The 26016-nt window shown below is 42.7% G+C and carries 16 protein-coding genes, 2 tRNA genes and 1 CRISPR repeat array; of the genes, 13 read left to right on the top strand and 5 right to left on the bottom strand.

The genetic code is table 11. From position 1 onward, the window contains the following. Positions 1–96 precede the first annotated feature (96 nt). The 4 genes from gcvH to BM241_RS04920 all read left to right on the top strand — a co-directional run bounded on the left by gcvH (position 97) and on the right by BM241_RS04920 (position 4919). Positions 97–480: a glycine cleavage system protein GcvH gene (gene gcvH, locus BM241_RS04935; RefSeq protein ID WP_025748536.1), complete on the top strand. Its 384-nt coding sequence runs from the start codon at positions 97–99 to the stop codon at positions 478–480. Between the two features lie 2 nt (positions 481–482). After that, positions 483–1823, top strand: coding sequence for an aminomethyl-transferring glycine dehydrogenase subunit GcvPA (gene gcvPA, locus BM241_RS04930; protein WP_092282180.1), 1341 nt, complete (start codon positions 483–485; stop codon positions 1821–1823). Positions 1824–1846: 23 nt separating this feature from the next. Next, positions 1847–3271 carry an aminomethyl-transferring glycine dehydrogenase subunit GcvPB gene (gene gcvPB / locus BM241_RS04925; protein WP_035147394.1) on the top strand — a complete coding sequence of 475 codons (1425 nt, stop codon included), beginning with the start codon at positions 1847–1849 and terminating at the stop codon, positions 3269–3271. Between the two features lie 475 nt (positions 3272–3746). After that, entirely contained in the window at positions 3747–4919 is a 1173-nt protein-coding gene (locus BM241_RS04920; RefSeq protein WP_092282179.1) for a THUMP domain-containing class I SAM-dependent RNA methyltransferase, read from the top strand. A gap of 202 nt (positions 4920–5121) precedes the next feature. On the opposite strand, the gene BM241_RS04915 is transcribed toward BM241_RS04920, so the two are convergent. Next, positions 5122–6924: a phosphoenolpyruvate carboxykinase (GTP) gene (locus tag BM241_RS04915; RefSeq protein WP_092282178.1), complete on the bottom strand. Its 1803-nt coding sequence runs from the start codon at positions 6922–6924 to the stop codon at positions 5122–5124. 361 nt (positions 6925–7285) lie between these two features. Next, entirely contained in the window at positions 7286–8077 is a 792-nt protein-coding gene (locus BM241_RS04910; RefSeq protein WP_177206098.1) for a polysaccharide deacetylase family protein, read from the bottom strand. Positions 8078–8559: 482 nt separating this feature from the next. Between BM241_RS04910 and BM241_RS04905 the strand changes: the two genes are divergently transcribed. From BM241_RS04905 to BM241_RS04890, 4 genes are all read left to right on the top strand, one after another. Next, a complete protein-coding gene (locus BM241_RS04905) occupies positions 8560–9081 on the top strand; it encodes a transcription repressor NadR (protein ID WP_025748532.1) in 522 nt (173 codons plus the stop codon). Positions 9082–9266: 185 nt separating this feature from the next. Continuing rightward, on the top strand, positions 9267–10541 hold the full coding sequence (serS, locus tag BM241_RS04900) for a serine--tRNA ligase (RefSeq protein ID WP_025748531.1): 1275 nt from the start codon (positions 9267–9269) through the stop codon (positions 10539–10541). Positions 10542–10824: 283 nt separating this feature from the next. Next, a tRNA-Ser gene (locus BM241_RS04895) sits at positions 10825–10913 on the top strand. A gap of 11 nt (positions 10914–10924) precedes the next feature. Further along, positions 10925–11018: transfer RNA gene (locus tag BM241_RS04890), tRNA-Ser, on the top strand. Positions 11019–11252: 234 nt separating this feature from the next. Here the strand turns inward: BM241_RS04890 and BM241_RS04885 are convergent. After that, a complete protein-coding gene (locus BM241_RS04885; RefSeq protein ID WP_092282177.1) occupies positions 11253–11543 on the bottom strand; it encodes a hypothetical protein in 291 nt (96 codons plus the stop codon). Next, the gene (locus BM241_RS04880) at positions 11521–11745 is read right to left on the bottom strand and encodes a helix-turn-helix transcriptional regulator (RefSeq protein WP_025748529.1); all 225 of its coding nucleotides are present in this window, start codon (positions 11743–11745) and stop codon (positions 11521–11523) included. Before BM241_RS04880 ends, BM241_RS04885 begins: the two co-directional genes overlap by 23 nt. 173 nt (positions 11746–11918) lie before the next feature. On the opposite strand from BM241_RS04880, the gene BM241_RS12195 reads away from it, so the two are divergent. Next, positions 11919–12077, top strand: a complete 159-nt coding sequence (locus tag BM241_RS12195) for a hydrogenase maturation nickel metallochaperone HypA (RefSeq protein ID WP_143094054.1) — start codon at positions 11919–11921, stop codon at positions 12075–12077. Between the two features lie 69 nt (positions 12078–12146). Here BM241_RS12195 and BM241_RS04875 read toward each other — a convergent pair whose 3' ends face one another. Continuing rightward, positions 12147–13331, bottom strand: coding sequence for an MFS transporter (locus tag BM241_RS04875; protein ID WP_092282176.1), 1185 nt, complete (start codon positions 13329–13331; stop codon positions 12147–12149). Positions 13332–13481: 150 nt separating this feature from the next. Between BM241_RS04875 and BM241_RS04870 the strand changes: the two genes are divergently transcribed. The 4 genes from BM241_RS04870 (at position 13482) to BM241_RS04860 (ending at position 25979) form a co-directional block, all read left to right on the top strand. Beyond that, positions 13482–14576, top strand: coding sequence for an IS30 family transposase (locus tag BM241_RS04870; RefSeq protein WP_092282175.1), 1095 nt, complete (start codon positions 13482–13484; stop codon positions 14574–14576). A gap of 498 nt (positions 14577–15074) precedes the next feature. Further along, positions 15075–24917: a CRISPR direct-repeat array (repeat unit 30 nt; unit sequence GTTTTTAGTCTACCTATAAGGGATTGAAAC). A 43-nt stretch (positions 24918–24960) separates the two neighbouring features. Beyond that, the gene (locus tag BM241_RS12190) at positions 24961–25317 is read left to right on the top strand and encodes a hypothetical protein (RefSeq protein WP_025748527.1); all 357 of its coding nucleotides are present in this window, start codon (positions 24961–24963) and stop codon (positions 25315–25317) included. Then, complete coding sequence (locus BM241_RS04865; protein WP_025748526.1) at positions 25314–25568, top strand: hypothetical protein; 255 nt, start codon at positions 25314–25316, stop codon at positions 25566–25568. The genes BM241_RS12190 and BM241_RS04865 overlap by 4 nt, the downstream gene beginning before the upstream one ends. A gap of 66 nt (positions 25569–25634) precedes the next feature. After that, complete coding sequence (locus BM241_RS04860; protein WP_025748525.1) at positions 25635–25979, top strand: hypothetical protein; 345 nt, start codon at positions 25635–25637, stop codon at positions 25977–25979. Positions 25980–26016 lie beyond the last annotated feature (37 nt).

The raw sequence follows: 26016 nt of genomic DNA, 5'->3' as shown, positions 1-26016 counted from the left end.
AGGGCTAGACTTTTTTGCGGCGAAGGTATAGTGTCCACACGTCGCGTTTATGGGGAGCATTTTGGCCATTATTATATAATAGGAGGTTTGATTAAGGTGAAAGTTATAAACGGTTTGAAGTATTCCAAGGACCACGAGTGGGTAAAAGTGGAGGGCAATAGGGCCATAATCGGGATTACCGACTACGCTCAGGATTCTTTGGGCGACATCGTATTTATCGACCTGCCAGAGGTGGGACGTACCGTCAGGGCAGGGGATGCTGTGGCTGTGGTGGAATCGGTGAAAGCGGCATCGGATGTGTATTCGCCGGTTTCGGGTACCGTTATAGAAGTTAATACCAGCCTTGAGGCTTCTCCAGAGCTTATAAACCAGGACCCGTATGAGAACTGGATTTTGGTATTGGAAATGTCGGACCCAGGGGAGCTGGGCTCCCTGATGGATGCTGAGGGCTATGAGCGGTTCTGTGAAGAGGAGGCATAAGGATGGGAAGATACATCCCCAATACGGACCAAGACCGGCAGGAAATGCTTGAAAAGCTGGGGCTACATAGCATTGAGCAGCTTTATGAGGACATTCCATGTCAGGTGCGATTAAAGGATGAGCTTGACCTCCCTGCAGCCTTATCCGAAATGGAACTGGTGCGCCACATGAAGGATATTGCGGCCAAGAATAAGACAGTTGATGAGTATATATGTTTCCTTGGCGCCGGGGCATACGACCGATATATCCCCAGCGTGGTTAAGCATGTGCTGGCACGCCAGGAATTTTATACGGCCTATACGCCCTATCAGCCCGAGATAAGCCAGGGAACGTTGCAGGCGATTTTCGAGTATCAGACCATGGTGTGCGAGCTGACAGGCATGGATGTAGCAAATGCTTCCATGTACGATGGAGCTTCGGCGCTGGCAGAGGCGGTGTGCATGGCCTGCCAGGCCACGGGCAGGGAAAAAGCATTGGTTGCTCGTTCTGTGCACCCTCAAAGTAGGGAAGTGGTTTACACATACAGTCGATTTAGAGGGATAAAGGTACACGAGGTAGGCTATGACGATGGCAGGGTGGACGCTCAGGAACTTAAGCGGTTGATGTCCGACGATGTGGCGGCTGTGGTGGTGCAAACCCCGAACTTCTTTGGAATTATAGAGATGCTTGACGAAATCGCCGAAGTGGTCCATCACTTTGGTGGTCTGTTGGTTGTCAGCGTAAATCCAATTTCGCTGGCCCTTCTTAAATCTCCGGGGAGTTGTGGAGCTGATATCGTGGTGGGAGAGGGTCAGTCTCTTGGCAACCCTCTCAATTTTGGTGGCCCGTATCTTGGATTTATGGCCACAACGCAGAGGTTGATGCGCAGGATTCCCGGTAGGATTGTGGGGCAGACGGTGGATTTATCAGGTAACAGGGCCTTCGTGCTCACCCTTCAGACAAGGGAACAGCACATCAGGAGGGAAAAGGCCACATCCAATATCTGTTCCAATCAAGCTTTGAATGCTCTGGCGGCAACCGTATATCTGTCTGTGCTGGGACGAGAGGGATTAAAAGAGGTGGCCTTGCTCTCCATGCGAAAGGCTCATTACGCCTTTGAAAAGCTGATCTCGGAAGCGGGTTGCAGCTCTATGTTTTCGGCGCCGTTTTTTGATGAGTTCGTGGTAAAAGTCCCTGTTCCGGTGGAAGAGCTGAACAGGGAGCTGCTGGAGCATGGTATCATTGGCGGTTACGCAGTGGAGAAAGATTATCCGGAGCTTCAAGGTGGGTGGCTGGTAGCGGTAACCGAGGAGAGGACCAAGGAGGAGATCGATGTGCTGGTCAGGGAGGTGGGCAGGCGGTGAAGGAGAGGCCTCTAATATTTGAGATGAGCAAACCCGGGCGCAAAGCGTATTCTCTTCCTGATTGCGATGTGCCGCACCTGGCGCTGGAGGATATGGTGCCAAGGGAGTGTTTGAGGGACGATGATGCCAGGTTACCAGAGGTCAGCGAGGTCGATGTTGTCCGGCATTTCACGCGCCTCTCGCAGCTCAATTACGGCGTGGACTCGGGATTTTATCCTCTGGGATCGTGTACCATGAAATACAATCCCAAGGTCAATGAGGATGTGGCTGCTTTGTCGGGGTTTACTCAGGTGCACCCCCTTCAGCCGGCTGAGACCGTTCAAGGATGCCTGGAGATACTGTACAGGATGGATAGGCTTTTGTCGGAGATCACCGGCATGGACAGTTTTTCGCTTCAGCCGGCTGCTGGGGCACACGGCGAGATGACGGGCCTCATGATAATAAAGGCGTACCATCAGCACTGCGGCGATGTAAAGCGTAATAAGATTGTTGTGCCCGATTCGGCTCACGGTACCAACCCGGCTTCGGCTGCCATGGTAGGCTTTGATGTGGTGGAGGTAAAATCCAACGATAGGGGAGAAGTTGATTTAGAAGCGCTTAAAGCTGTAGTGGACGATACCACGGCAGGGCTGATGCTGACCAACCCCAATACTTTGGGGCTGTTTGAGGGAAATATACTGGAGATAGCTGATATCGTCCACAAGGCCGGAGGCCTTCTCTATTACGATGGGGCTAACATGAACGCTATACTTGGAATAGCGCGGCCGGGCGATATGGGGTTTGACGTGGTACACCTCAACTTGCACAAGACCTTCAGCACGCCCCACGGCGGTGGCGGGCCTGGTTCAGGGCCTATAGGCGTTAAGAAGGAGCTCGAGCCATTCCTGCCGGTGCCGATGGTTGGGTTTAAGGATGGCAGGTATTATTTAGATTATGACAGGCCACTCTCCATAGGGCGAGTAAAGTCGTTTTACGGCAACTTTGGCGTCGTGGTCAAGGCCTATGCCTATATCATGTCCATGGGTGCAGAGGGGCTCAAGAAGGTATCCGAGTCGGCTGTTCTAAATGCCAATTACCTCATGGAGCTGCTGAAAGGGTACTACCTTGTACCTTACAACCGCAGGTGTATGCATGAGTTCGTCATATCGGCACAGAGGCAAAAGGAAAAGGGCGTGTCTGCTTTGGACATTGCCAAGCGATTGATGGATTTCGGGTTTCATCCGCCTACCATGTACTTCCCGCTTATAGTAAAGGAGGCATTGATGATTGAACCCACCGAAACCGAAAGCAAGGAAACGCTGGATGCCTTTGCTGATGCTTTAATTGAGATTGCGCGGGAAGTGGAGGAACAACCTGAAAAGGTAAAAGGTGCGCCCCACACCACGCCCGTCAGGCGGCTTGATGAGGTAAGGGCTGCCAGAAATCCTGTGCTGAGGTGGAAGCCGTAAAGGAATGTAGCATGTTGGAATAATGAATGCTGCGGCAGTGGGCGAACTGATGTATTTATATTTGAAAAAGCGGCTGAATCAAGTTCGGCTGTTTCCCCTGCGGTAGTTAAAAATTGGCTGGAGTAAATATGAAGTTTCCATTGAGTGAAACAGGTGATATCCTTGATTTTAGTGTAGAAAGTCTATTTTGCTATTCAAAACGAAGTATTTACAAAAGTGTAGCTGCAAAAGCAAGCTGTTTAATACTGCAGCTATTTTGAAATAAAAATGAGAGGACATCATTTTGGCGGTACACAAGCGGACGCTCAATTGCTGCGTGTAAAAAAATGCATACGTAAACGTTGCTTTATCAAGCTATATTTAATCAAATTAAATTTGCAGCAAAATTATCATTGAGTGTACGAAATATAGGAGAATATACAGAAAATACCAAAAAATAAATTGTGGAGCAATAAAAAGCAGGAGAGAATGGTGCATGGATACGTTTGAGGTCATCGCAACGGCTGCTTTTGGGGTAGAGGCTGTCGTAGCCCAGGAGGTAAGGGCTCTAGGCTATGAAAATGTCAGGGTGGATAACGGGAAGGTTACTTTTACGGCTGATGCGTTGGGGATTAGCCGTGCAAACCTGTGGCTGCGGTCAGCAGACAGGGTATTTATAAAAATGGGGGAATTTCCAGCCCTGACTTTTGAAGAGCTGTTTGAACAGGCCAAAGCCCTGCCCTGGGAAGATGTGCTGCCCGAAAATGCCTGTTTTCCCGTTATAGGTAAATCGGTCAAGTCGAAGCTGTTTAGCGTTCCTGACTGTCAGGCTATAGTGAAGGAGGCTATCGTGGAGCGGTTAAAGACGAAATACAAAAGGAACTGGTTTGAAGAGGATGGGCCCAGGTTTGTCATAGAAGTGGCGCTCCTGAAGGATGTAGCCACACTGGCCATAGACACTAGCGGTTCCGGCCTGCACAAGCGCGGTTACCGCCAGCTGGCAAGCAAAGCGCCGTTGAGGGAGACGTTGGCTGCTGCGTTGGTACAGCTCAGTTTTTGGAATCCCAACAGGCTGCTGGTGGACCCGTTCTGCGGTTCGGGTACTATTTTAATTGAGGCTGCGATGATGGGCCTTAACATAGCGCTGGGACTCAATAGGAGTTTTGATTCGGAGAAGTGGCCATGGATTCCTGCTGATATCTGGAAACGGGCAAGGGAAGAAGCACAGGATGCCATACGCCGCGATTTGCGCTTTAGACTGCTGGGCTATGACATCGATGGGAAAGTTTTGAAGGTGGCACGGCATAATGCAAAGCTGGCAGGCGTTGGGGAGCATATAGACTTTCATACTCAACCTTTGTCGAAGTTCAGCACCAAAAGGAAATACGGGTGTATTATCACGAACCCTCCTTATGGAGAAAGATTGGGCGACAAAAAAGAGGTGGAAGAGCTGTACAGGCAAATGGGGCAGGTCTTCAAACCCCTTGATACCTGGTCGCTGTATATACTGTCACCTTATGAAGGCTTTGAACGCCTTTTTGGGCGCAAAGCCGATCGCAAGAGAAAGCTGTACAACGGCAGAATAAAGGTGCATTATTACCAATTTTTTGGTCCCAGGCCTCTGGAACTGAATTCTGAGTCTGAGGATGGTTCAGGCGTGAACGGTTAAATATAGACTTTTAATAGATTGGAAAGGTCATGAAAGGTATTGCTGTCAGGTGTAAATGGCTATGTGAAGCATTTATAAAACCATTTAAAAAGTACAGTGGAAATTCCTGAGTGGTTTGGGACACAGCGTATGGCTTTTAGGTTGTTCGATTGCCGTTTAAGGAAGAAAAAATGAAAAGGACGGCCGATAAGGCCGTCCTTTTTTAACCATTATATTCGCGCAGCCGCTTTTCAAGAGCATCCAACTGATGAGCCAGCTCTTTGGGCAGCTTATTGCCGAAGGAAGCGTAATATTCGCGGATGGAGGCCACTTCGCGCAGCCACTCATCGCGGTCAACCTTCAGAAGTTCTTGCATAGCGCTGTTGCTTATGTCGAGCCCGGTTGTGTCAATGGCATCGGGCGTCGGCATGTACCCAATGGGGGTTTCGACCGCTTTGCCCTCGCCGGATACCCTCTCGAATATCCACTTGAGCACGCGGCTGTTTTCGCCAAATCCGGGCCACAACCAGTTGCCGTCCTTGTCTTTGCGGAACCAGTTCACAAAGAATATCTTGGGCAGCTTCTCGGGATCGGTCATCTTGCCGATGTTGAGCCAGTGCTGGAAGTAATCGCATATGTGGTATCCGCAGAAAGGACGCATGGCAAATGGATCGCGGCGCACCTTACCGATTTGGTCGGATATAATTGCTGCAGTGATTTCGGAGCCCATTATTGAACCCAGAAATACCCCGTGGTTCCAGTCAAAGCTTTCATGCACCAGTGGAACTGTGGTAGACCTGCGGCCGCCGAACAGTATAGCTGATATGGGTACTCCGTTGGGGTCTTCCCACTCGGGCGCAATTGATGGGCACTGGCTTGCAGGCGTTGTGAAACGGGCATTTGGATGCGCAGCCGGCGTGTCAGAACCCGGATACCAGTCATTGCCTCGCCAGTCAATGAGGTGCCCTGGGGGATCATAGCCAATGCCTTCCCACCATATATCGCCGTCGTCGGTTAGTGCGGTATTGGTGAATATGGTATTCTTGGCAATGGTCAGCATGGCATTGGGATTGGAGTGCATGGATGTACCAGGTGCCACGCCGAAGAATCCCGCCTCAGGATTGATGGCGTACAGCCTGCCATCCTTGCCAAACTTCATCCAGGCGATGTCGTCGCCTATGGTCTCTACCTTCCAGCCAGGAAGAGTGGGAACCATCATGGCAAGGTTGGTTTTACCGCAGGCGCTTGGGAAAGCTGCTGCAATGTATTTGCGTTCACCCTTGGGATTTGTAATGGCCAGTATAAGCATGTGCTCGGCCAGCCAGCCTTCATCGCGTGCCATTACCGAAGCTATACGGAGGGCAAAGCACTTCTTGCCCAGCAAGGCATTGCCGCCATAACCTGAACCATAGGACCAGATGGTTCTTTCCTCGGGGAAATGGCTGATGTATTTCTTTTCCATGGGGGCACACGGCCATGTAGTATCCTTTTGGCCTTCGGCAAGAGGTGCGCCCACCGAATGCAGACATGGCACAAACTCGCCGTCTTCTCCTAGCACGTCAAGCACCTTTTTGCCTATGCGGGTCATTATACGCATGTTAACCACAACGTAAGGGCTGTCGGTCAGCTCTACGCCTATCTTGGAAATAGGAGAACCAATGGGGCCCATGGAGAAGGGTATGACGTACATGGTCCTGCCTCTCATGCAGCCATCATACAGCTCGGTCATTGTCTTTTTGAGCTCTTCAGGATCTATCCAGTTGTTGGTCGGACCGGCGTCTTCCTTGCTTCTGGAGGCAATAAAAGTCCTGTCTTCAACGCGGGCCACATCCGATGGATGGCTTCTAAAGAGATAACACCCGGGTCTCTTCTCGGGGTTCAGAGGAGTTGCCATCCCTGAAGCTACCATTTCATTGAGAAGGCGCTGATATTCCTCTTCTGACCCGTCGCACCAGTAGATCCGATCAGGCTTGCACAGGTTGGCCATCTGATCTACCCATTCTTGCAGCTTCTTGTGTCTAGTCATTTTTATAACCCCTTTCTATTATATTGCAATTTTTGGTTAATAAATTAAGAGGGAATGTTGCCCTCTTTGTTTTCTCCCGTTTTTAATAAGCTGTATAGCAACTAAAACTATCCAAAAATCTTACCCAGTATAATAGTAATACAAACTCGAAAAAAATGCAAGCTTTTTAATGAAGTTTGCAAGAATTTTATATAAAAATTTCAACGCTAAACTCCAATGTTGAACAGGGCAATATGCGGTTTATGCAGCAAATCATGCAAATAAGGTGGTTGTAAGCCGTATGTTTTGCATTTGCCTTGCAGTTTTGTTGTAGCCATGAAATATATTAATGGTTAACTTGCGGGGTATCATGCGGAACTTGTTAAAAATTTATCAATTGTTCGATGGTTACAAATTCATATCCCTCTCTTTTAAGCGCGGAGATTATAAGGGGAAGGGCTTCTATAGTCCCGCGTCGGTTGTCATATCCGCCAGCACAGTGCATCAGTATAATGGCTCCGGGATGGACATTGCTGAGCACGCATTGCACAATTTCTTGTGGATTGCTGGTGTACCAGTCCATTGAGTCTATGGACCAGATAACTGCTTTATAGCCCAGCGCTTTGAGCGCTTCCATCTGCTGGGGTGTAATCAAACCATAGGGAGGTCTGAACACTTTGGCGGTTATTCCCATTTCCTGGAGTTTTGCCTGGTTTTTTTCTACCTCGCTTATCAATTCCGAGGTGGACACGGAGGTAGGCCTTATGTGGCTCCAGCTGTGGTTGGCGATCTCATGCCCATTTTTGATGGCCCGGTAAATCACTTCTCGGTGCTTGTCCATATTTTGGCCAATCACAAAAAATGTAGCCGGAATATTGTAATATTCCAGTATGTCAAGGACCTTTGTGGTGGCATAAGAATCAGGGCCGTCGTCGAAAGTCAGCGCGATCTTTTTCTCCTGGGTGGGCAGGCTGCTTAAAAAAGTTCCAGGGTATAGTTCGCACAGCTTTGCCGCTTCACTCCTGAATTTTTTTAGATGTACGCGTGTATTTTCATCCATATCGATAGGAGGTTCGGCTATAGGAGCAGAAGTAGTGTATGCGCGATTAGAATTTGTGCTGGATTTTATGCTTTTCAGTTCAACAGGGTCGGGGCCGGCTGTGATGGCCTCCATGTTTTTCACCACCAGAAGGTAAATAAAAAAATAGATTAGCATGGATATTTTGCGTGTCGGTTTCAAGTGCAATCGCCCCCATTGGCTTCTTTTGTATCAAGATATTATTGTGTCCTAAACTTTACTGTGTTATTCTTCAGCCCGTTTTTTATTTTAGGCCCCAATCTTTACGGAAATCTAAACAGCAGGTTGATTTGAAAATGTTAAATCTGGATTGTCCTGAGAGTTTAAGAGTTTAAACTGTGTAAATTATGCCTTACATAGACGAGTATCGCGCTAAACTGGCGCTCTATAGGTGAAAATGGTTTTGAAGATAGTAGGAGACAATCTAGAGTATATTTTCACTAGCTTCAAAGAACGGTACAGATTATGCCTGGAGACATAAAAGAATAAACGACGAATTTTTCACAAAAGCTGAGAAAAAGATGGTATAATTATTTGTGCAGGTGAAAGGCTTGTTTACAGACAGGGGGTATAAGGATATGTCAGCTGACGAAAGGCGGCAGGAGATTCTCAGGATAATAAAGGAAAGCAGTCAGCCTGTGACGGGTGCTTATCTGGCCGGGTTGTTGGGAGTAAGCAGGCAGGTCATCGTCCAGGATATAGCCATATTGAGAGCGGCTGGTGAAGAGATAATTGCTACACCTCAAGGGTATATAATTCCCAAGAATTTGTATCCCCGACGTTACCGGCGTGTAATAGCTTGTAAACACTCGGCTGAGGGTATTGAGGATGAATTGATGACCATAGTAGACTTAGGAGGAACTGTTCTAGATGTGAGCGTAGAACACAGGGTGTACGGGGAATTTAAGGCGCGGCTTATGATAAAGTCGCCCAGCGATGTGCGTGTATTCATGGAAACCATGAAAAGGGAAAAAGCAGAGCCATTATGTTCGCTGACAGAAGGGGTACACCTGCATACCATTGAAGCGGATGACCCTGCTGTGCTGGACAGGATCGAAGCGGCTTTAAGGGAGAAGGGATACCTTTTGAGCCGGGAATGAGCTTTAAAAGAGTTTTTGAGTGTTTCCAAAGGTTGCACAGTGTCCAAAATGTAGTATAATTAATATGAACTTAACAGGCTTTAAAGTATAGGGTAAAGAGCTGTTTAAGTAGGGTTTGTAAAAACTTTATATGGAGACAATATATAGCGGGTTAAGGTCGAGCTAATTTTATAGGAGGTGTTACTGTGCTGGACCCCAAATTTATAAGAAGCAATCCCGAACTGGTAAAGCAAAAGCTGGCTACAAAAAAGGAAGATGTAGATCTGGACAGGTTTCTGGAGCTGGACGAGAAGCGGAGGGCTTATATAGCTGAGGTTGAGAAGTTGAAGAACAGGAGGAATGTGGTAAGCGAGGAGATTGCCAGGTTAAAGAAGGAGAAAAAGGACGTTACCGAAATCATAAATGAGATGAGGAAGGTCTCGGATACCATAAAGGAATACGACGCCAAAATCAGGGAAATAGAAGAGCAGCTTGAAGAGGTGCTGCTTACCATTCCCAATCTGCCTCACGATTCGGTGCCCGTGGGCGACTCTGAAGAGCAAAATGTAGAGGTAAGGCGTTGGGGAGAACCGAGGAAATTTGATTTTGAACCAAAAGCCCACTGGGATATTGGAGAGGAGCTCAATATACTCGAGTTCAAGACTGCGGCAAAGGTGACGGGGTCCCGCTTTGTTTTTTACCGTGGTATGGGTGCTCGCCTGGAACGGGCTTTAATAAATTTCATGCTGGATGTCCATACAACACAGCACGGATATGTAGAAGTATTTCCGCCTTTTATGGTTCACAGGAAAAGCATGATAGGAACCGGCCAGCTACCCAAATTTGAAGAAGACGCTTTTAAAGTGGTAGACACCGATTACTTCCTTATCCCCACGGCAGAAGTGCCGGTCACCAACATGCACCGTGAAGAAATTCTAGATGGCAATATGTTGCCGCTTAAATATGTGGCTTACAGCGCATGCTTCAGAGCCGAAGCAGGAGCTGCTGGCAGGGATACTCGAGGTCTGATACGTCAGCACCAGTTTAACAAGGTTGAATTAGTTAAATTTGTAAGGCCGGAGGATTCGTACGATGAGCTTGAAAAGCTGGTAGCCGATGCCGAGAGGATACTGCAGCTTTTGGGTTTGCCCTACCGGGTGGTGCTCATGTGTACGGCTGATCTAGGCTTTACGGCGGCCAAGAAGTATGACCTTGAGGTATGGATGCCCAGCTACAACAGGTATGTGGAAGTCTCGTCTTGCAGCAATTTTGAAGACTATCAGGCGCGGAGGGCCAACATAAGATATCGAATGAGCCCCAAAGATAAGGCGGAGTATGTGCATACGCTCAATGGCTCGGGTTTGGCCATAGGGCGCACCCTGGCGGCTATTTTGGAAAACTATCAACAGGAAGACGGATCGGTTGTTATTCCCGAAAAGCTGGTTCCCTATATGGGTGGCGTTGAAAGGATCACCAAGTGATTTTTTCAATGCTCTCTTAATGATTTGTATTGGTGGTGGTTTAAACTTCAACGCTGTTTAATATGAAATTAATGTGGTGGGAAAGCAAAAAGGATAAATCTGTGCCTGTGAATCGCTATGTACTAATCTGGCTTATACTATGGGAGGAATAAGACATAATAGTTTAGAAGCATTGTGGCAGTATGGAGGCAGTGATTGCCGGATAAACTTGATAAAGGCGGGAAAACGTTGTTGACACAGAGTGGCTATTTTGCTATACTATATAACGCAAATAAGAAAACGCGGAGAGATGTCCGAGTGGCTTAAGGAGCTGGTCTTGAAAACCAGTGATGCCGAAAGGCACCGTGGGTTCGAATCCCACTCTCTCCGCCAGACGCCAATGAGGAGAAGTACCCAAGTAGGCCGAAGGGGCGCCCCTGCTAAGGGCGTAGGTCGGGTAAAACCGGCGCGAGGGTTCAAATCCCTCCTTCTCCGCCATAGAAAGAGGGTGCAGCTTAAAAGCTGCACCCTTTTATTTTTATTCTTAACTTCAGTTAAACATCGAGGGGAGATTTTACAGGTAATTATTACATTTTTCTATGATATTTGATTAAATAAAACACTTTTAGCATGATGGCAAGTAAATTGTATGTGAAAAACAGCAATATTATCCATATATCACTCTGCATCAATGTAATAACATTAGTATTGCTATATTGACATAGGAAGTCATTATATCAAAGGCTTTGGCTGTGTAGCCATGTTGTGTATCATGACGTTTCTTTCATCATTTTGTTCAATTTCTATTGATTTTAATAATTCAGGGTTGTTTTTTAAAGAGAAATGTACAATTAGTTTTCCCAGGTTATGACCAAAGATAAGATACCCTATTATCACTATACACACATAAAGGAATTTTTCTAAAGGCTTTTGTGGTTGTTTAAGTGTGAACGCCAGAGCTATACCTGCTACAATCAAAGCAAGTCCTATAATCGAAAAACTAATCGTTCTTTTGTGTCTCATACTGCTCTTCCTCCTCGTAGATAAAGATGTCTTCAATGGTCATTTCAAAGAAGCGAGCGATCTTAAAGGCTAATAGAATAGAAGGATTGTATCGGCCGTTTTCAATAGCTCCAATGGTTTGCCTTGATACCTCTAAAGCTTTGGCAAGTGCTTCCTGTGTTAACCCCCGTTGCTTACGTATTTCTTCTAGCCTGTTTTTCAAAAGACCACCCCATTTAAAATGTAAAGTAAACTTTCCGTTTAAATGTATCATAATAAAGAAAAAATGTCAAGTATGCTTTACATAAAAAGCGAATTTGTTTTTCTCGCAATATGAATATTTTGAGTTTAATTTGAAAGAATATATAAAAAATTGGTAAACAGGAGGTAAAACATATGCCTGGCAAAGTAAAGTGTGTGGTATGTGGTTATCCGACGGATGAAGATCTGGTGGCACAGTGTCCCGGTTGCAACAGCTATGTATGCGATGAATGCGCAGACCTTTATGATGGTTACTGCCAAAATTGCTTTAATAAGGCAAAAGAAGAGTATTGAACTAGCTGAAAAGGACCTCCTCCCTGTAAAATAGGAGGTCCTTCTGTTCTTTCTTTAATTTTGAAATTTTTAATGCCATTCTTGGTTGAGAAAGGATTCCGATGTTCTGCGCCTTTTCATTGCTAAAAATATATATGCAAAGGTCAGCGCTGTTATAAAAGCCATAACCGAATTATACAGGAACATGTTTTTTATTCCGTAGATATCACTTAAAAATCCTCCGACTAAACTTCCCGTGATTCTCGCTATGCCCATTCCTATGAGGTTGTTTATGGTTTGTCCCGATGTTTTGAGCTCTTTAGGTACTTCTTCGTTTATGTATACTGCCATCGAGTAGTATAGAACAATGAAAATTAAACCGTGCAAGAGCTGTAGAGGCAAGAATATATAGGCGTTTGTAATAATGGAAGTTAAAAACCATCTAATCGAGGCTACAAAGGTGGAAAATAGTAGTGCTTTTATAGTTCCCACTTTTTGGAGTATTTTATCGGCGTAAAGCAAAAACGGTATTTCGCTTATAGCGGATATAAAGTATGCCCATCCCAGCAAAGAACTACTTCCACCGAGCTGTTTAAAGTATATAGGGAAGTACGTGTAGTAAAAGCCAAGTGTTACCTGTACAAGAAAGTTCAATGCCATTAACGCTACCAAATTTTTATCGGAAAAAAGTTTTATGATGGAAACGCGCTGTTTGCCAAATTGATGCCCTTGGATGACAGGAAGCTTTAAAACGGTTAAAAAGGCTAAGCTCATAATCAGGACATTTAGAGTAAATATGCTTTTTATGTATTTCTGAGCGAAGAAGCCGGCTATAATCGACATTATGGCAAATCCTATTGTTCCTGCCATCCTTATTGGGCCAAATTTTTGGCGGGTTGTGCTCAAATATTCAAGTGTAATGGTATCGCTAATGGGAGCTATCGAGGTCTGAAAAAACGTAAAAATTGCAATTACAACCAATAGGTAATAGAAATTAGAAGATAAAGGATATAAGGCCATAATTAGGATGCTTGCTATGAACAGCAGCTTTAAAACCTGATTTTTGGATTTGGATCTATCGCTGACAATTCCCCAAAAAGGTTGAGCTATTATGGCTACAAAAGGTCCCAGCGACATGAGTACTCCTATTGAAGCCTTGCTGTATCCGATATGATCTAGGTAAACAGGTAGAAAAGTGCCATATATTGCGTTGTTCATAAATAAAATGGCGTAAAAGGCTATAAAAAAACAGTAAATCTTTTTTGTTTGTTCCATGTATTTCCCCTGCCTCTCCCTTATAATATATTTTATAGTGGTTCATTGTAAAATTAAATGCAACACCCAAAAAAATTATAGAACCATAGTGAGAAATCCTGTATGATATAGATATCCAAAAAATCACCAACCATACAGGGAGGTCTCACTATGGCTCAACATAATTGTACCACGAAACATCGCTCTTTTAAACACCTAAATGCTTACGAAAGAGGACAAATTGCTGCCCTGCGCAAAGAAGGCAAAAGCATGCGGTACATTGCAAAGCAGTTAGGCCAAGCTCCAAGTACTATCAGCAGGGAAATTAAACGTGGGACTGTTACTCAGCTTAAATCTGATTTATCTACTTATGAAGCGTACTTTCCCGAAGCAGGGCAGGCAGTATATGAAAAGAGACGTAAAAACTGTGGTGCTAAACTCAAACTCCCACATGTTAAGGACTTCATTAGATTTGCGGAGAAGAAGATGCTAGAGAAGAAAAAGTGGTCTTCAGACAGTATAGTGGGTTATTGTAAAAGGGATCCCAATTGGAAAGATAAGCCCATGGTTTGTACCAAAACTCTGTATAACTATATAGACAGAGGACTACTTAAAGTACGCAATATTGATTTGTTGCTTAAACCGAGGCTAAAACCCAGGGATAAGACGAAGAAAAGGGAGCCCAAACGGCTTATGGGTAAAAGCATAGATTTAAGGCCGAAGGAAGTAGAAACCAGGGAAGAGTTTGGACACTGGGAAATAGATACTGTAGTAGGTAAACGTTTTAATGACGCGGTTCTTTTGACATTGACGGAGAGGAAAACCAGGTATGAGCTCATATTTCTTCTGGATTCGAAGGATAGTGAATCAGTAAAGAGAGTGTTTATGGAACTTAAAGAAAGGTATGGTGAATTGTTTGTGGATGTATTCCGGAGTATAACAGCTGATAATGGTTCAGAATTTAGTGAATTATCAAGTATTTTAGAAAGTTACAGGAGTGAAGCATATTTTGCCCATCCTTACTCATCGTGGGAAAGGGCAAGCAATGAAAGGCAAAATGGGATTATAAGGCGTTTTATTCCCAAAGTCAAAGTGATAAAAGATGTACCGTTATCAGAGGTCAAGGAGATAGAAAGATGGATGAACCAATATCCCAGGAAGGTACTGAACTATAGTACAGCAGAGGAATGTTTTTACAGGGAGCTATTGAAAATATGCGAGGGGAAAGGCAAAGTGCTAGAGGAACAGTATGTCCAAGCAGGCTAATACAGCAGATATTTAAAGAGAAGAATGTAAATGATAGTGTATAGTTAAGGCCATTTGGCAAGGTATGCCAAATGGCCTAGGGACAATTATATCATTTGCGCACGTTGTCAAGGTCGGGTAGTATTTTCTCGCTTACGCTCGAAAATCTCCACCCTTCCCTTGACAACGTAAAGTTCTGCAATTTGTAAGAGTAAAAATTTGGATATCTATATCATACTTTTTCTTAAAAAGTGTTGCATTTAATATTGCAATTTAGATTTATGTTTGTTTGTGGTGTTTACTTTTGAGAGGAATAAATAGGATAGCTTGTTACTTTGAAATTGTCGTCGACCTTCAATAGTGCAAAAATCCCTGGAGATCGACGACAATTTTTTGTTTTTGCTTTTGCAATAGAATCTTTATTCTTTGGGAAATAAATGCTATAATAGACCTTAAAAGCAGTAGGTATAATAACTTTTACAAAAAATAACAAGCCTTATTAAAAGCGGCTTGTAACAGGTTTTTAGTCTACCTATAAGGGATTGAAACATTATATCGTTTTTATAAAAATGCCGCCTTAAATGGGTTTTTAGTCTACCTATAAGGGATTGAAACACAGCTGAAAGCACACTTACTCAACACGCCAATGAAAGTTTTTAGTCTACCTATAAGGGATTGAAACAAAATCCTGCAATTCGAGTTCTTCGATGCAATATCTACGTTTTTAGTCTACCTATAAGGGATTGAAACTCGGGATACAAGATTTTAAGAAACTCGCCGCATTTAGTTTTTAGTCTACCTATAAGGGATTGAAACTTGCCCAGTGCCTCATGGAGGGGTACAGCATTCCAGAGTTTTTAGTCTACCTATAAGGGATTGAAACCTGTTACCTCCGTTCTTGGAGCGCTTATCTCGGTAACAGTTTTTAGTCTACCTATAAGGGATTGAAACCCAAACAGTTCCAAAGTATGGGTACCAGCACTTAAGGTTTTTAGTCTACCTATAAGGGATTGAAACTATAAAGAAGGCCAAAATTAAAGCGATCTTGGACAAAGTTTTTAGTCTACCTATAAGGGATTGAAACATCTCCTGGGTTGAACGTTGCAGCAGTATCTATTTGAGTTTTTAGTCTACCTATAAGGGATTGAAACTAATGAGCCGTACCTGCAGACAAGGCTGGCCAGAGAGTTTTTAGTCTACCTATAAGGGATTGAAACTAGTCTCTTGGCGTGAATTCTTCTGCCTCCTCTGCGGTTTTTAGTCTACCTATAAGGGATTGAAACATATGCTGAAAACCGTAGCATTCCACGTCGACATGGGGTTTTTAGTCTACCTATAAGGGATTGAAACTATCTTTCTTGCCTGTGTTGGGTCGGGATTGTCCATAAGTTTTTAGTCTACCTATAAGGGATTGAAACTCGTTTTAGTCAGCCAGCAAAACAAATTCTGCTGGAGTTTTTAGTCTACCTATAAGGGATTGAAACGCAACCTCTTTCACCGTGTAACAGCGCGGTGTAAATGTTTTTAGTCTACCTATAAGGGATTGAAACTGGAGTCGCAAGCGATGAGGAAAAACACAAAAGTTATGTTTTTAGTCTACCTATAAGGGATTGAAACAAAAGAACATAAGCAGCACCGGCCGGGTTTTCCGTGTTTTTAGTCTACCTATAAGGGATTGAAACCGGCCTCCCAGGCACCCTGCCAATCGCCCGTAAAGAGTTTTTAGTCTACCTATAAGGGATTGAAACGTGGAAAGGTATCTCCGGCATGGCTAACTGGCTAAAGGTTTTTAGTCTACCTATAAGGGATTGAAACATTTTAGCCTACCTACAAGGGATTGAGGCGCCCGGTGTTTTTAGTCTACCTATAAGGGATTGAAACAACGTTCGGCAGGTGGATAATCCTTTAACCCATAACGTTTTTAGTCTACCTATAAGGGATTGAAACATTTTCTAAAATTAGATATTTTATTGCCAATCTTAGTTTTTAGTCTACCTATAAGGGATTGAAACCGCCAGACATTCATATCATCCAAATCAGTATTATCAGGTTTTTAGTCTACCTATAAGGGATTGAAACCAGTAAACAGGAGAAAATCAGAACTGATACCTTTGCGTTTTTAGTCTACCTATAAGGGATTGAAACATAAAGAATATGAGATAGATAGAATAATACAATTACGTTTTTAGTCTACCTATAAGGGATTGAAACCCGGGCGGCACTGCCAAAAAGTACCAGCTACATACCAGTTTTTAGTCTACCTATAAGGGATTGAAACCTAAATGGAATGAGATAGCGGCTAATGCAAAAAATGGTTTTTAGTCTACCTATAAGGGATTGAAACCGATGTCCATTACAACATCACCCACCCTGTTCCATCCGTTTTTAGTCTACCTATAAGGGATTGAAACATTGTAATATCCATTATTTTCATACCCAATCAACCTCGTTTTTAGTCTACCTATAAGGGATTGAAACATCTGTCGAACATAAAAACAAGCAATACGTCAAACAGTTTTTAGTCTACCTATAAGGGATTGAAACACACTATCCGCATTTTGCACTATTTCACTACCTAATGTTTTTAGTCTACCTATAAGGGATTGAAACATAATTTCGTCAACCATCGATATTTCGAGGTTATCTAGTTTTTAGTCTACCTATAAGGGATTGAAACTTTTTAATGTTGTCCCACGCATTTTTTGCATTAGCCGCGTTTTTAGTCTACCTATAAGGGATTGAAACTAAGGGCGGAGCTCTTGCGTGAGATGTATTGCTTCTGGTTTTTAGTCTACCTATAAGGGATTGAAACCTCAATTTCAATTACAGTGCAGAAACCTAAATACCAGTTTTTAGTCTACCTATAAGGGATTGAAACCCTTGCTATGCACAGATACCGCCGTGGCGATATAGAGTTTTTAGTCTACCTATAAGGGATTGAAACAGGCATCTGCTTTGTCTGGAGACGGCAGCCCACGCTTGGTTTTTAGTCTACCTATAAGGGATTGAAACGCAATAAGATCGCCCGGATAAGCGTTGTTATCCGTATGTTTTTAGTCTACCTATAAGGGATTGAAACCGGCCATTCGCTCTGGAAGTTTATGTAGCCAACTAGTTTTTAGTCTACCTATAAGGGATTGAAACACAAGGTCGCTGATGATAGGTGCGATGGTTTCCCACAGGTTTTTAGTCTACCTATAAGGGATTGAAACCAGCTCGTGAAGAGCTGCTCGTAGCAGTCCTGGCAGTTTTTAGTCTACCTATAAGGGATTGAAACTCCGAGCGGGACGGTGTATGTAGAAAATGTTGTGGCGTTTTTAGTCTACCTATAAGGGATTGAAACTCAAATTATTATCCCGAATTATCCGCTCCAATGCCTGCGTTTTTAGTCTACCTATAAGGGATTGAAACTCCTAATTGCTCAACGTCAATCTCGATGCAGAAACCGTTTTTAGTCTACCTATAAGGGATTGAAACCGGCTATTGTTGATTTATGGCAGACAAACGAAGAATGTTTTTAGTCTACCTATAAGGGATTGAAACGCCAGCTACCGATGGAATTCCACGCATTCACTAGCCAGTTTTTAGTCTACCTATAAGGGATTGAAACCTTTCTCAACCAGCACCCTCAAAATCTCTTCAAAGTTTTTAGTCTACCTATAAGGGATTGAAACCCCGAATGTCGGTTCCATGACCTACGTCACTCATTCGGTTTTTAGTCTACCTATAAGGGATTGAAACTGAAAACAATCGGCGCCATTCTTGGGTCCTTGGCAAGTTTTTAGTCTACCTATAAGGGATTGAAACATCTTTCCGACGGAGCTTTGGGTGCCCCGTAGAAAGGTTTTTAGTCTACCTATAAGGGATTGAAACTTTTAACCCCTCCATTTTTATTATTTTTGTTTTTGTTGTTTTTAGTCTACCTATAAGGGATTGAAACACATTTTTTACATCCATTTTTTATCCCTCCATTTTTTGGTTTTTAGTCTACCTATAAGGGATTGAAACATTGATTGATGCTGAAGGGAAGCCGATAAACTTGGGTTTTTAGTCTACCTATAAGGGATTGAAACCCAAGATCGCAACAGAAAAGAAAAAGGAAAGATAAGGGTTTTTAGTCTACCTATAAGGGATTGAAACTTGATGCAGGCAAGAAGGTTGTCATATTCGCAAGGTTTGTTTTTAGTCTACCTATAAGGGATTGAAACTACGCTGTACAAAATATTACCGGACAACACATACAAGTTTTTAGTCTACCTATAAGGGATTGAAACAGAATGCGACGTTACAGGCCATATGCCAAAGATGCATGTTTTTAGTCTACCTATAAGGGATTGAAACTGATGTATTGGAATAATTCGATTTCTACCAGCTTCTGGTTTTTAGTCTACCTATAAGGGATTGAAACTAGAACGCATGAAGTTATTACAAAAATTACTCTTAAAGTTTTTAGTCTACCTATAAGGGATTGAAACGGGCAAGCCCCGGCTGGACCTTGTCCCGCCGGGGATCGTTTTTAGTCTACCTATAAGGGATTGAAACTGGAAATGCGGATAGGCTTTGAGCGTAACAAAACACGTTTTTAGTCTACCTATAAGGGATTGAAACAGTGTATTTTATGATGCACAATATCGCCAGGCCTGCGTTTTTAGTCTACCTATAAGGGATTGAAACTATCTTTCTTATTTGATAAACGTTCAAGCCATCTTTGTTTTTAGTCTACCTATAAGGGATTGAAACACCTTTCACCTAGCATAATAACCCACCTTTTGTTTCGCGTTTTTAGTCTACCTATAAGGGATTGAAACGTAATATATACATCAAATGGTTCACCACGGGCACCAGTTTTTAGTCTACCTATAAGGGATTGAAACTCGAAACGGATATTTCGTCTCGATTAACACTTTGAGCGTTTTTAGTCTACCTATAAGGGATTGAAACCAAACGCTGCTGCTGGTATTGTAGCAGCGTTTAGTAAGTTTTTAGTCTACCTATAAGGGATTGAAACCCAATCATCGCCAAAGTAGGTGCTGTAACGATACCGCGTTTTTAGTCTACCTATAAGGGATTGAAACCGTCCGAACTCTTTAAGGGTGTAACTGGCTGGCTGCAAGTTTTTAGTCTACCTATAAGGGATTGAAACAGAGCAAGACAATTCGATTGGGCAGTGGACATTTTCGCGTTTTTAGTCTACCTATAAGGGATTGAAACTGACTTTTTGCAAATTGCCCCTCGAACAGGTGGAACCAGTTTTTAGTCTACCTATAAGGGATTGAAACCCGTTCTTAAGTAAATCATACTCGTGTGCCTCGGTAGGTTTTTAGTCTACCTATAAGGGATTGAAACTATATTTCCCGCAGGGCAGCCCTCTGCTCTTCCGAGTTTTTAGTCTACCTATAAGGGATTGAAACCCTTCTAGTTTTTGCTGTACCGATTCCTGATACGGGTTTTTAGTCTACCTATAAGGGATTGAAACATGTGGCATTGAACAAAATCCAAGGGGATTGGGACGAGTTTTTAGTCTACCTATAAGGGATTGAAACCTAGCCAGTCCCACGCATCTTTAATCGCTCTAGTAATGTTTTTAGTCTACCTATAAGGGATTGAAACTCGGCAAGGACAGCTCCACCAATCCCTACGGCGCAGGAGTTTTTAGTCTACCTATAAGGGATTGAAACGATACTGTGCTGAAGTAAAAATATGGAGGCCAGATAGGGTTTTTAGTCTACCTATAAGGGATTGAAACGAAGGTGAGGAGGATGAATCCGAACAATCTCAAGTACGTTTTTAGTCTACCTATAAGGGATTGAAACACATTTTGAATGGTGGTGCGACTGCTGCAAAACAGGAGTTTTTAGTCTACCTATAAGGGATTGAAACATATGCCCACTAACTTGATAAAGTTATTGATAATTGGGTTTTTAGTCTACCTATAAGGGATTGAAACTGTAAATCCTGAACGAAACTGAAAGAGTGTTGATTGTGTTTTTAGTCTACCTATAAGGGATTGAAACGCCCATATAGAACAACGCTAATTTGCCCCTCTGCGGTTTTTAGTCTACCTATAAGGGATTGAAACAAAGTATCCTTGATGCCGTTCCAAGCTTGTATCACTTTCGTTTTTAGTCTACCTATAAGGGATTGAAACCAAGGTACTGCTCTATAAACCGCTTTATCAAGTCCATAGTTTTTAGTCTACCTATAAGGGATTGAAACCATTATTAAGTCCCGGCATGTTTGTACCTTGCTGCCAGTTTTTAGTCTACCTATAAGGGATTGAAACCCGGCCGCCGTACTGCAATCCTCGGCGGCAGGCTCGCCGGTTTTTAGTCTACCTATAAGGGATTGAAACCAGTACGGCTCGTCGTCCACGTAGACGGCATTGTCCACGTTTTTAGTCTACCTATAAGGGATTGAAACTGCCTGCAAAGTTGTGGATGGCATAATCGAAGATGAGTTTTTAGTCTACCTATAAGGGATTGAAACTTCGCATTTGAGTGAATCTGGTTATCGCCACCGTTCCGTTTTTAGTCTACCTATAAGGGATTGAAACAAAATCCGTACTTTTCAAATCTTTGCAGCGCAGTTCGGTTTTTAGTCTACCTATAAGGGATTGAAACCCACCTCACCCGGCACTTATACCAGACGGTTGGCGCCGGTTTTTAGTCTACCTATAAGGGATTGAAACAAAAGTACCAGACACATACCAGTGCCGTCGCTATACCCGTTTTTAGTCTACCTATAAGGGATTGAAACCGCCGAGGCGGGCGAGGACCTGCGGCAGTGAAGTCGCCGGTTTTTAGTCTACCTATAAGGGATTGAAACCACCAGTATTGATTTCAAACTCGTTCCCTCTGTCATGTTTTTAGTCTACCTATAAGGGATTGAAACCCGTCCTTGAGGCTCACATACTGTAAGCCTTCTTTTTGTTTTTAGTCTACCTATAAGGGATTGAAACAGATATGGGACAGGGGTAAAACAGAGATCAGTAATATAGTTTTTAGTCTACCTATAAGGGATTGAAACAGTGTTTCCATGCCTCATCGAGGGCCTTAGCCATCGGTTTTTAGTCTACCTATAAGGGATTGAAACTCTTTTTGTACAAACTCACATTGCCCCGCCTTGCTAAGTTTTTAGTCTACCTATAAGGGATTGAAACTTAGCAATGCCCCTCCATATGCTGGACGCTGTAGAGTTTTTAGTCTACCTATAAGGGATTGAAACCATAGGACAAAATAGCACCAAATACGCCTTTAATACGTTTTTAGTCTACCTATAAGGGATTGAAACTCACTTCGCCTTCTTGATAAAAGCCAGTAATTCATCCGTTTTTAGTCTACCTATAAGGGATTGAAACTTTCTCTCCCTTCCCATAAACAATTTTCTCTTTCTCGTTTTTAGTCTACCTATAAGGGATTGAAACCTTTGACCTTATGTTCATCTGTTTCAGCCCATTGCCTGTTTTTAGTCTACCTATAAGGGATTGAAACACCCAAAGCGGATTATTTTATCTCCTCGCCAATCAAGTGTTTTTAGTCTACCTATAAGGGATTGAAACAAAGCTTTGGATTGTGTCTCAACCCAATCCTGAAAAGTTTTTAGTCTACCTATAAGGGATTGAAACTACCTTCACGTATATTTGGCGATGTCATAAAGAAATTCGTTTTTAGTCTACCTATAAGGGATTGAAACCTCAACCATAGGGTGTTTATAGTGCACAACTGGGGCGTTTTTAGTCTACCTATAAGGGATTGAAACCCTGCCCATGCACCTCCTGTTTGACGTCCAGCCTACGGGTTTTTAGTCTACCTATAAGGGATTGAAACATACCATTTTCGACTTGCCTGCCAGCTCCTTATACAAGTTTTTAGTCTACCTATAAGGGATTGAAACGAAAATCGGAAACAAGAACGCCGTGCCCGTGCATGGGTTTTTAGTCTACCTATAAGGGATTGAAACTTATTTTTTCGCAATAGCATTATACCCGGCGGGGGAAGTTTTTAGTCTACCTATAAGGGATTGAAACCCAGATGTCGCTGGGGGAGCCGTTGACGGGTTTTATCAAGTTTTTAGTCTACCTATAAGGGATTGAAACGCAGAAGGAGACAATGACATTGTTAAAGATGCGCTAAGTTTTTAGTCTACCTATAAGGGATTGAAACTTTCCACAATAGCCTTCTACTGTCACATGCCAACCGGGTTTTTAGTCTACCTATAAGGGATTGAAACGTGGAAAAATTCTGGCCGCAGCTCGTCACGTTTTCCGTTTTTAGTCTACCTATAAGGGATTGAAACTAAGAGAGAGAATCCGGGATTATTGTCGCTACCACAGTTTTTAGTCTACCTATAAGGGATTGAAACCTTATAGATTTTACCTGCGGTATAACCATAAATAAGTTTTTAGTCTACCTATAAGGGATTGAAACAAATTTTTGCCCAAAAACAAAAAAGCCGTGCATCTTTGTTTTTAGTCTACCTATAAGGGATTGAAACTAAACATGGTATTTTTCTTCGAATGCCTTATTGCCGAGTTTTTAGTCTACCTATAAGGGATTGAAACGCTGTATAAGGTGGTAGCTTAGGGCATGAAGTTCAAGTTTTTAGTCTACCTATAAGGGATTGAAACATTGGGACAAGTTACAGCAAACCATTAAAATAGCCGTAAGGTTTTTAGTCTACCTATAAGGGATTGAAACATTTTTTGTAAGATTTTCTCCAATTTATCCCTCCAAGTTTTTAGTCTACCTATAAGGGATTGAAACAAAAACGCAAGCAAATGTAAACTACCACATCCAGTTAGTTTTTAGTCTACCTATAAGGGATTGAAACATATCTGAAGCATTGATTTTGTTTAAGAATGCTTCAAGTTTTTAGTCTACCTATAAGGGATTGAAACGGCGTAAACCCGAAGCCATAGCATGCCCCCGACAACGTTTTTAGTCTACCTATAAGGGATTGAAACAAAGATTTGAGATGTATGAAGAAGATGACGATAAAGAAGTTTTTAGTCTACCTATAAGGGATTGAAACTGGTATGGTGGTAGCCGATAACGCTCGACTGCCGAGGGTTTTTAGTCTACCTATAAGGGATTGAAACTCTGTCTAAATGCTGCGTCCAGCTTGCCATCCCATGGTTTTTAGTCTACCTATAAGGGATTGAAACATTGCAGGTAACTTCGCTATCCGCCATATCCGCCAACGTTTTTAGTCTACCTATAAGGGATTGAAACCTGTCAACCCCGAAAGTGCAGTTCCGGCCGCTATTAGTTTTTAGTCTACCTATAAGGGATTGAAACCACGGTAAAAAAAGATTTGAATGCTGAAGCAAAATTGTTTTTAGTCTACCTATAAGGGATTGAAACGTTGGTATTGTGGGCTTGATTAATGCGTACAGGCACGGGTTTTTAGTCTACCTATAAGGGATTGAAACAGAAAGTCTTGCCGTCATAGGTTATTAGCCTGTATTGGTTTTTAGTCTACCTATAAGGGATTGAAACATATAATCTTTCATATGACTGACCTCACAAACACAGTGTTTTTAGTCTACCTATAAGGGATTGAAACAACAGCGTTGCTCTTCTGCTGGCTGCTCTAACTCGAGTTTTTAGTCTACCTATAAGGGATTGAAACTGTTTAGTACAGCAAGGGCATTGCATTGCTAGGTTTAGGTTTTTAGTCTACCTATAAGGGATTGAAACTTCGCAGTATTGCAGCTTGAACATGGCACCGACCTCGTTTTTAGTCTACCTATAAGGGATTGAAACATCCAAACAACATCAATGACCCGAGCATAACGCTCAAGTTTTTAGTCTACCTATAAGGGATTGAAACCATGTCAGCCTGGTTCTTTCCCCCCGGGTTTCGACACGTTTTTAGTCTACCTATAAGGGATTGAAACATCAGCCATCCAAATCCGAATATGCCGCATGTCAAGTTTTTAGTCTACCTATAAGGGATTGAAACCTCGTAAAAGTGAACATTGGGCTGTTTACCTACCGGAGTTTTTAGTCTACCTATAAGGGATTGAAACACCGTTCCCTAAACTGTTCCTGTGTCCAACCCAAATCGTTTTTAGTCTACCTATAAGGGATTGAAACATAGTCCCCTGACTAAAATTGCCATTCTTAACAATATGTTTTTAGTCTACCTATAAGGGATTGAAACAACTTTTTCATTGTTTATCCCACCTCTTTTTATTGGTTTTTAGTCTACCTATAAGGGATTGAAACCAATATGGATTATCACACATACCGTACCCAATAACAAGTTTTTAGTCTACCTATAAGGGATTGAAACACACCGCATTCTACCAGGCACACATTTGCCAGCCTTGTTTTTAGTCTACCTATAAGGGATTGAAACTGAAAAAGTAGGTGACAAGATAAACAATATCGATAAACATTATTTGAATGGGTTGGATAAATACCTTGCAAACTTTAATATCAACAACATAGTGAAAATTGATGAGGAAAGTGGTATAATTACTATTAAAGGTACCGCAAACAAAAGCACAAAAGCTTTTCCTAATGCAGTTATAGACTTAATTAATCCCAAATTGAACAAAATAATTCAGAGGAGATTTTACGATGAAAAAGGAAATGCGAAAATAGATATTGACCTTACAGACCATAATAAGCCATGGGCACATGATGTACCACATGTACATGAATGGATTGATGGCAAACGGTCGAAAAAATGGCGTAAGCCTACAGAACAGGAAAAAGAGTTTATAAAGGATATATGGGATGGTGATGATGTATGATGCCTTATGATAAATACAAAAATCTTAAAGAATTTATAACTGATATAGACGATGTTGGAGAGATAATATTCCAATATAACGGGAAAGAATATTCTTTGGATTATGATGGCGAGAAAATAAACATCGCAGAAAGTTATAAACAAGAGACGGAGCAAACATTTAACGGAATTGATGACTTTATTAATAATTTCAAACTGGACGGAAAGCCGATTAAAGATATCGTAACTGAGCTTGAGATAATAGCTCATTAGTAACCGCCAAGGCACGATATGCCAAGGTGGCATTTTTATGCCTTCTTGTAAGGGGGTGAGCATCAAATGGCAGAGAAGGTCAGCAACAAGCCTTGTGGGGATATAAAAGAGTCCGACTATGACCTTGAGCAATGGCACAGGTCTTGTCTAATTTACATTCACGACGGGCCACCGACGAGCAAGGAACAATGCAAGCTACCAGTGGGAGAACCGGATGGGATGCTAAATGTAAATGGTATAGTTGCAGCTGCAATCAGGATTTATCGTGTCAAAGCGCCAAGAGAAGATGTAAGAAAAACTGTACGGAGGCTTGTCAGTCTTTATAAAGAAGTTTTAGCCGCTCTTTTTTGTTTTGCGCGGTGGAATGGTTTTAGTAGAGTTTGTGTGTTATGTTTTGATTATATTTTTTGACTGTGGGAAAAGTGTGGGGAAACCCTATACGCGGGAA

Origin of the sequence: Caldicoprobacter faecalis (assembly GCF_900115765.1) — a bacterium.
Classification (GTDB): Bacteria; Bacillota; Clostridia; order Caldicoprobacterales; family Caldicoprobacteraceae; genus Caldicoprobacter; species Caldicoprobacter oshimai.
The sequence above is the reverse complement of the archived record's forward strand: the minus strand, read 5'-3'. Positions and strand labels throughout refer to the sequence as shown.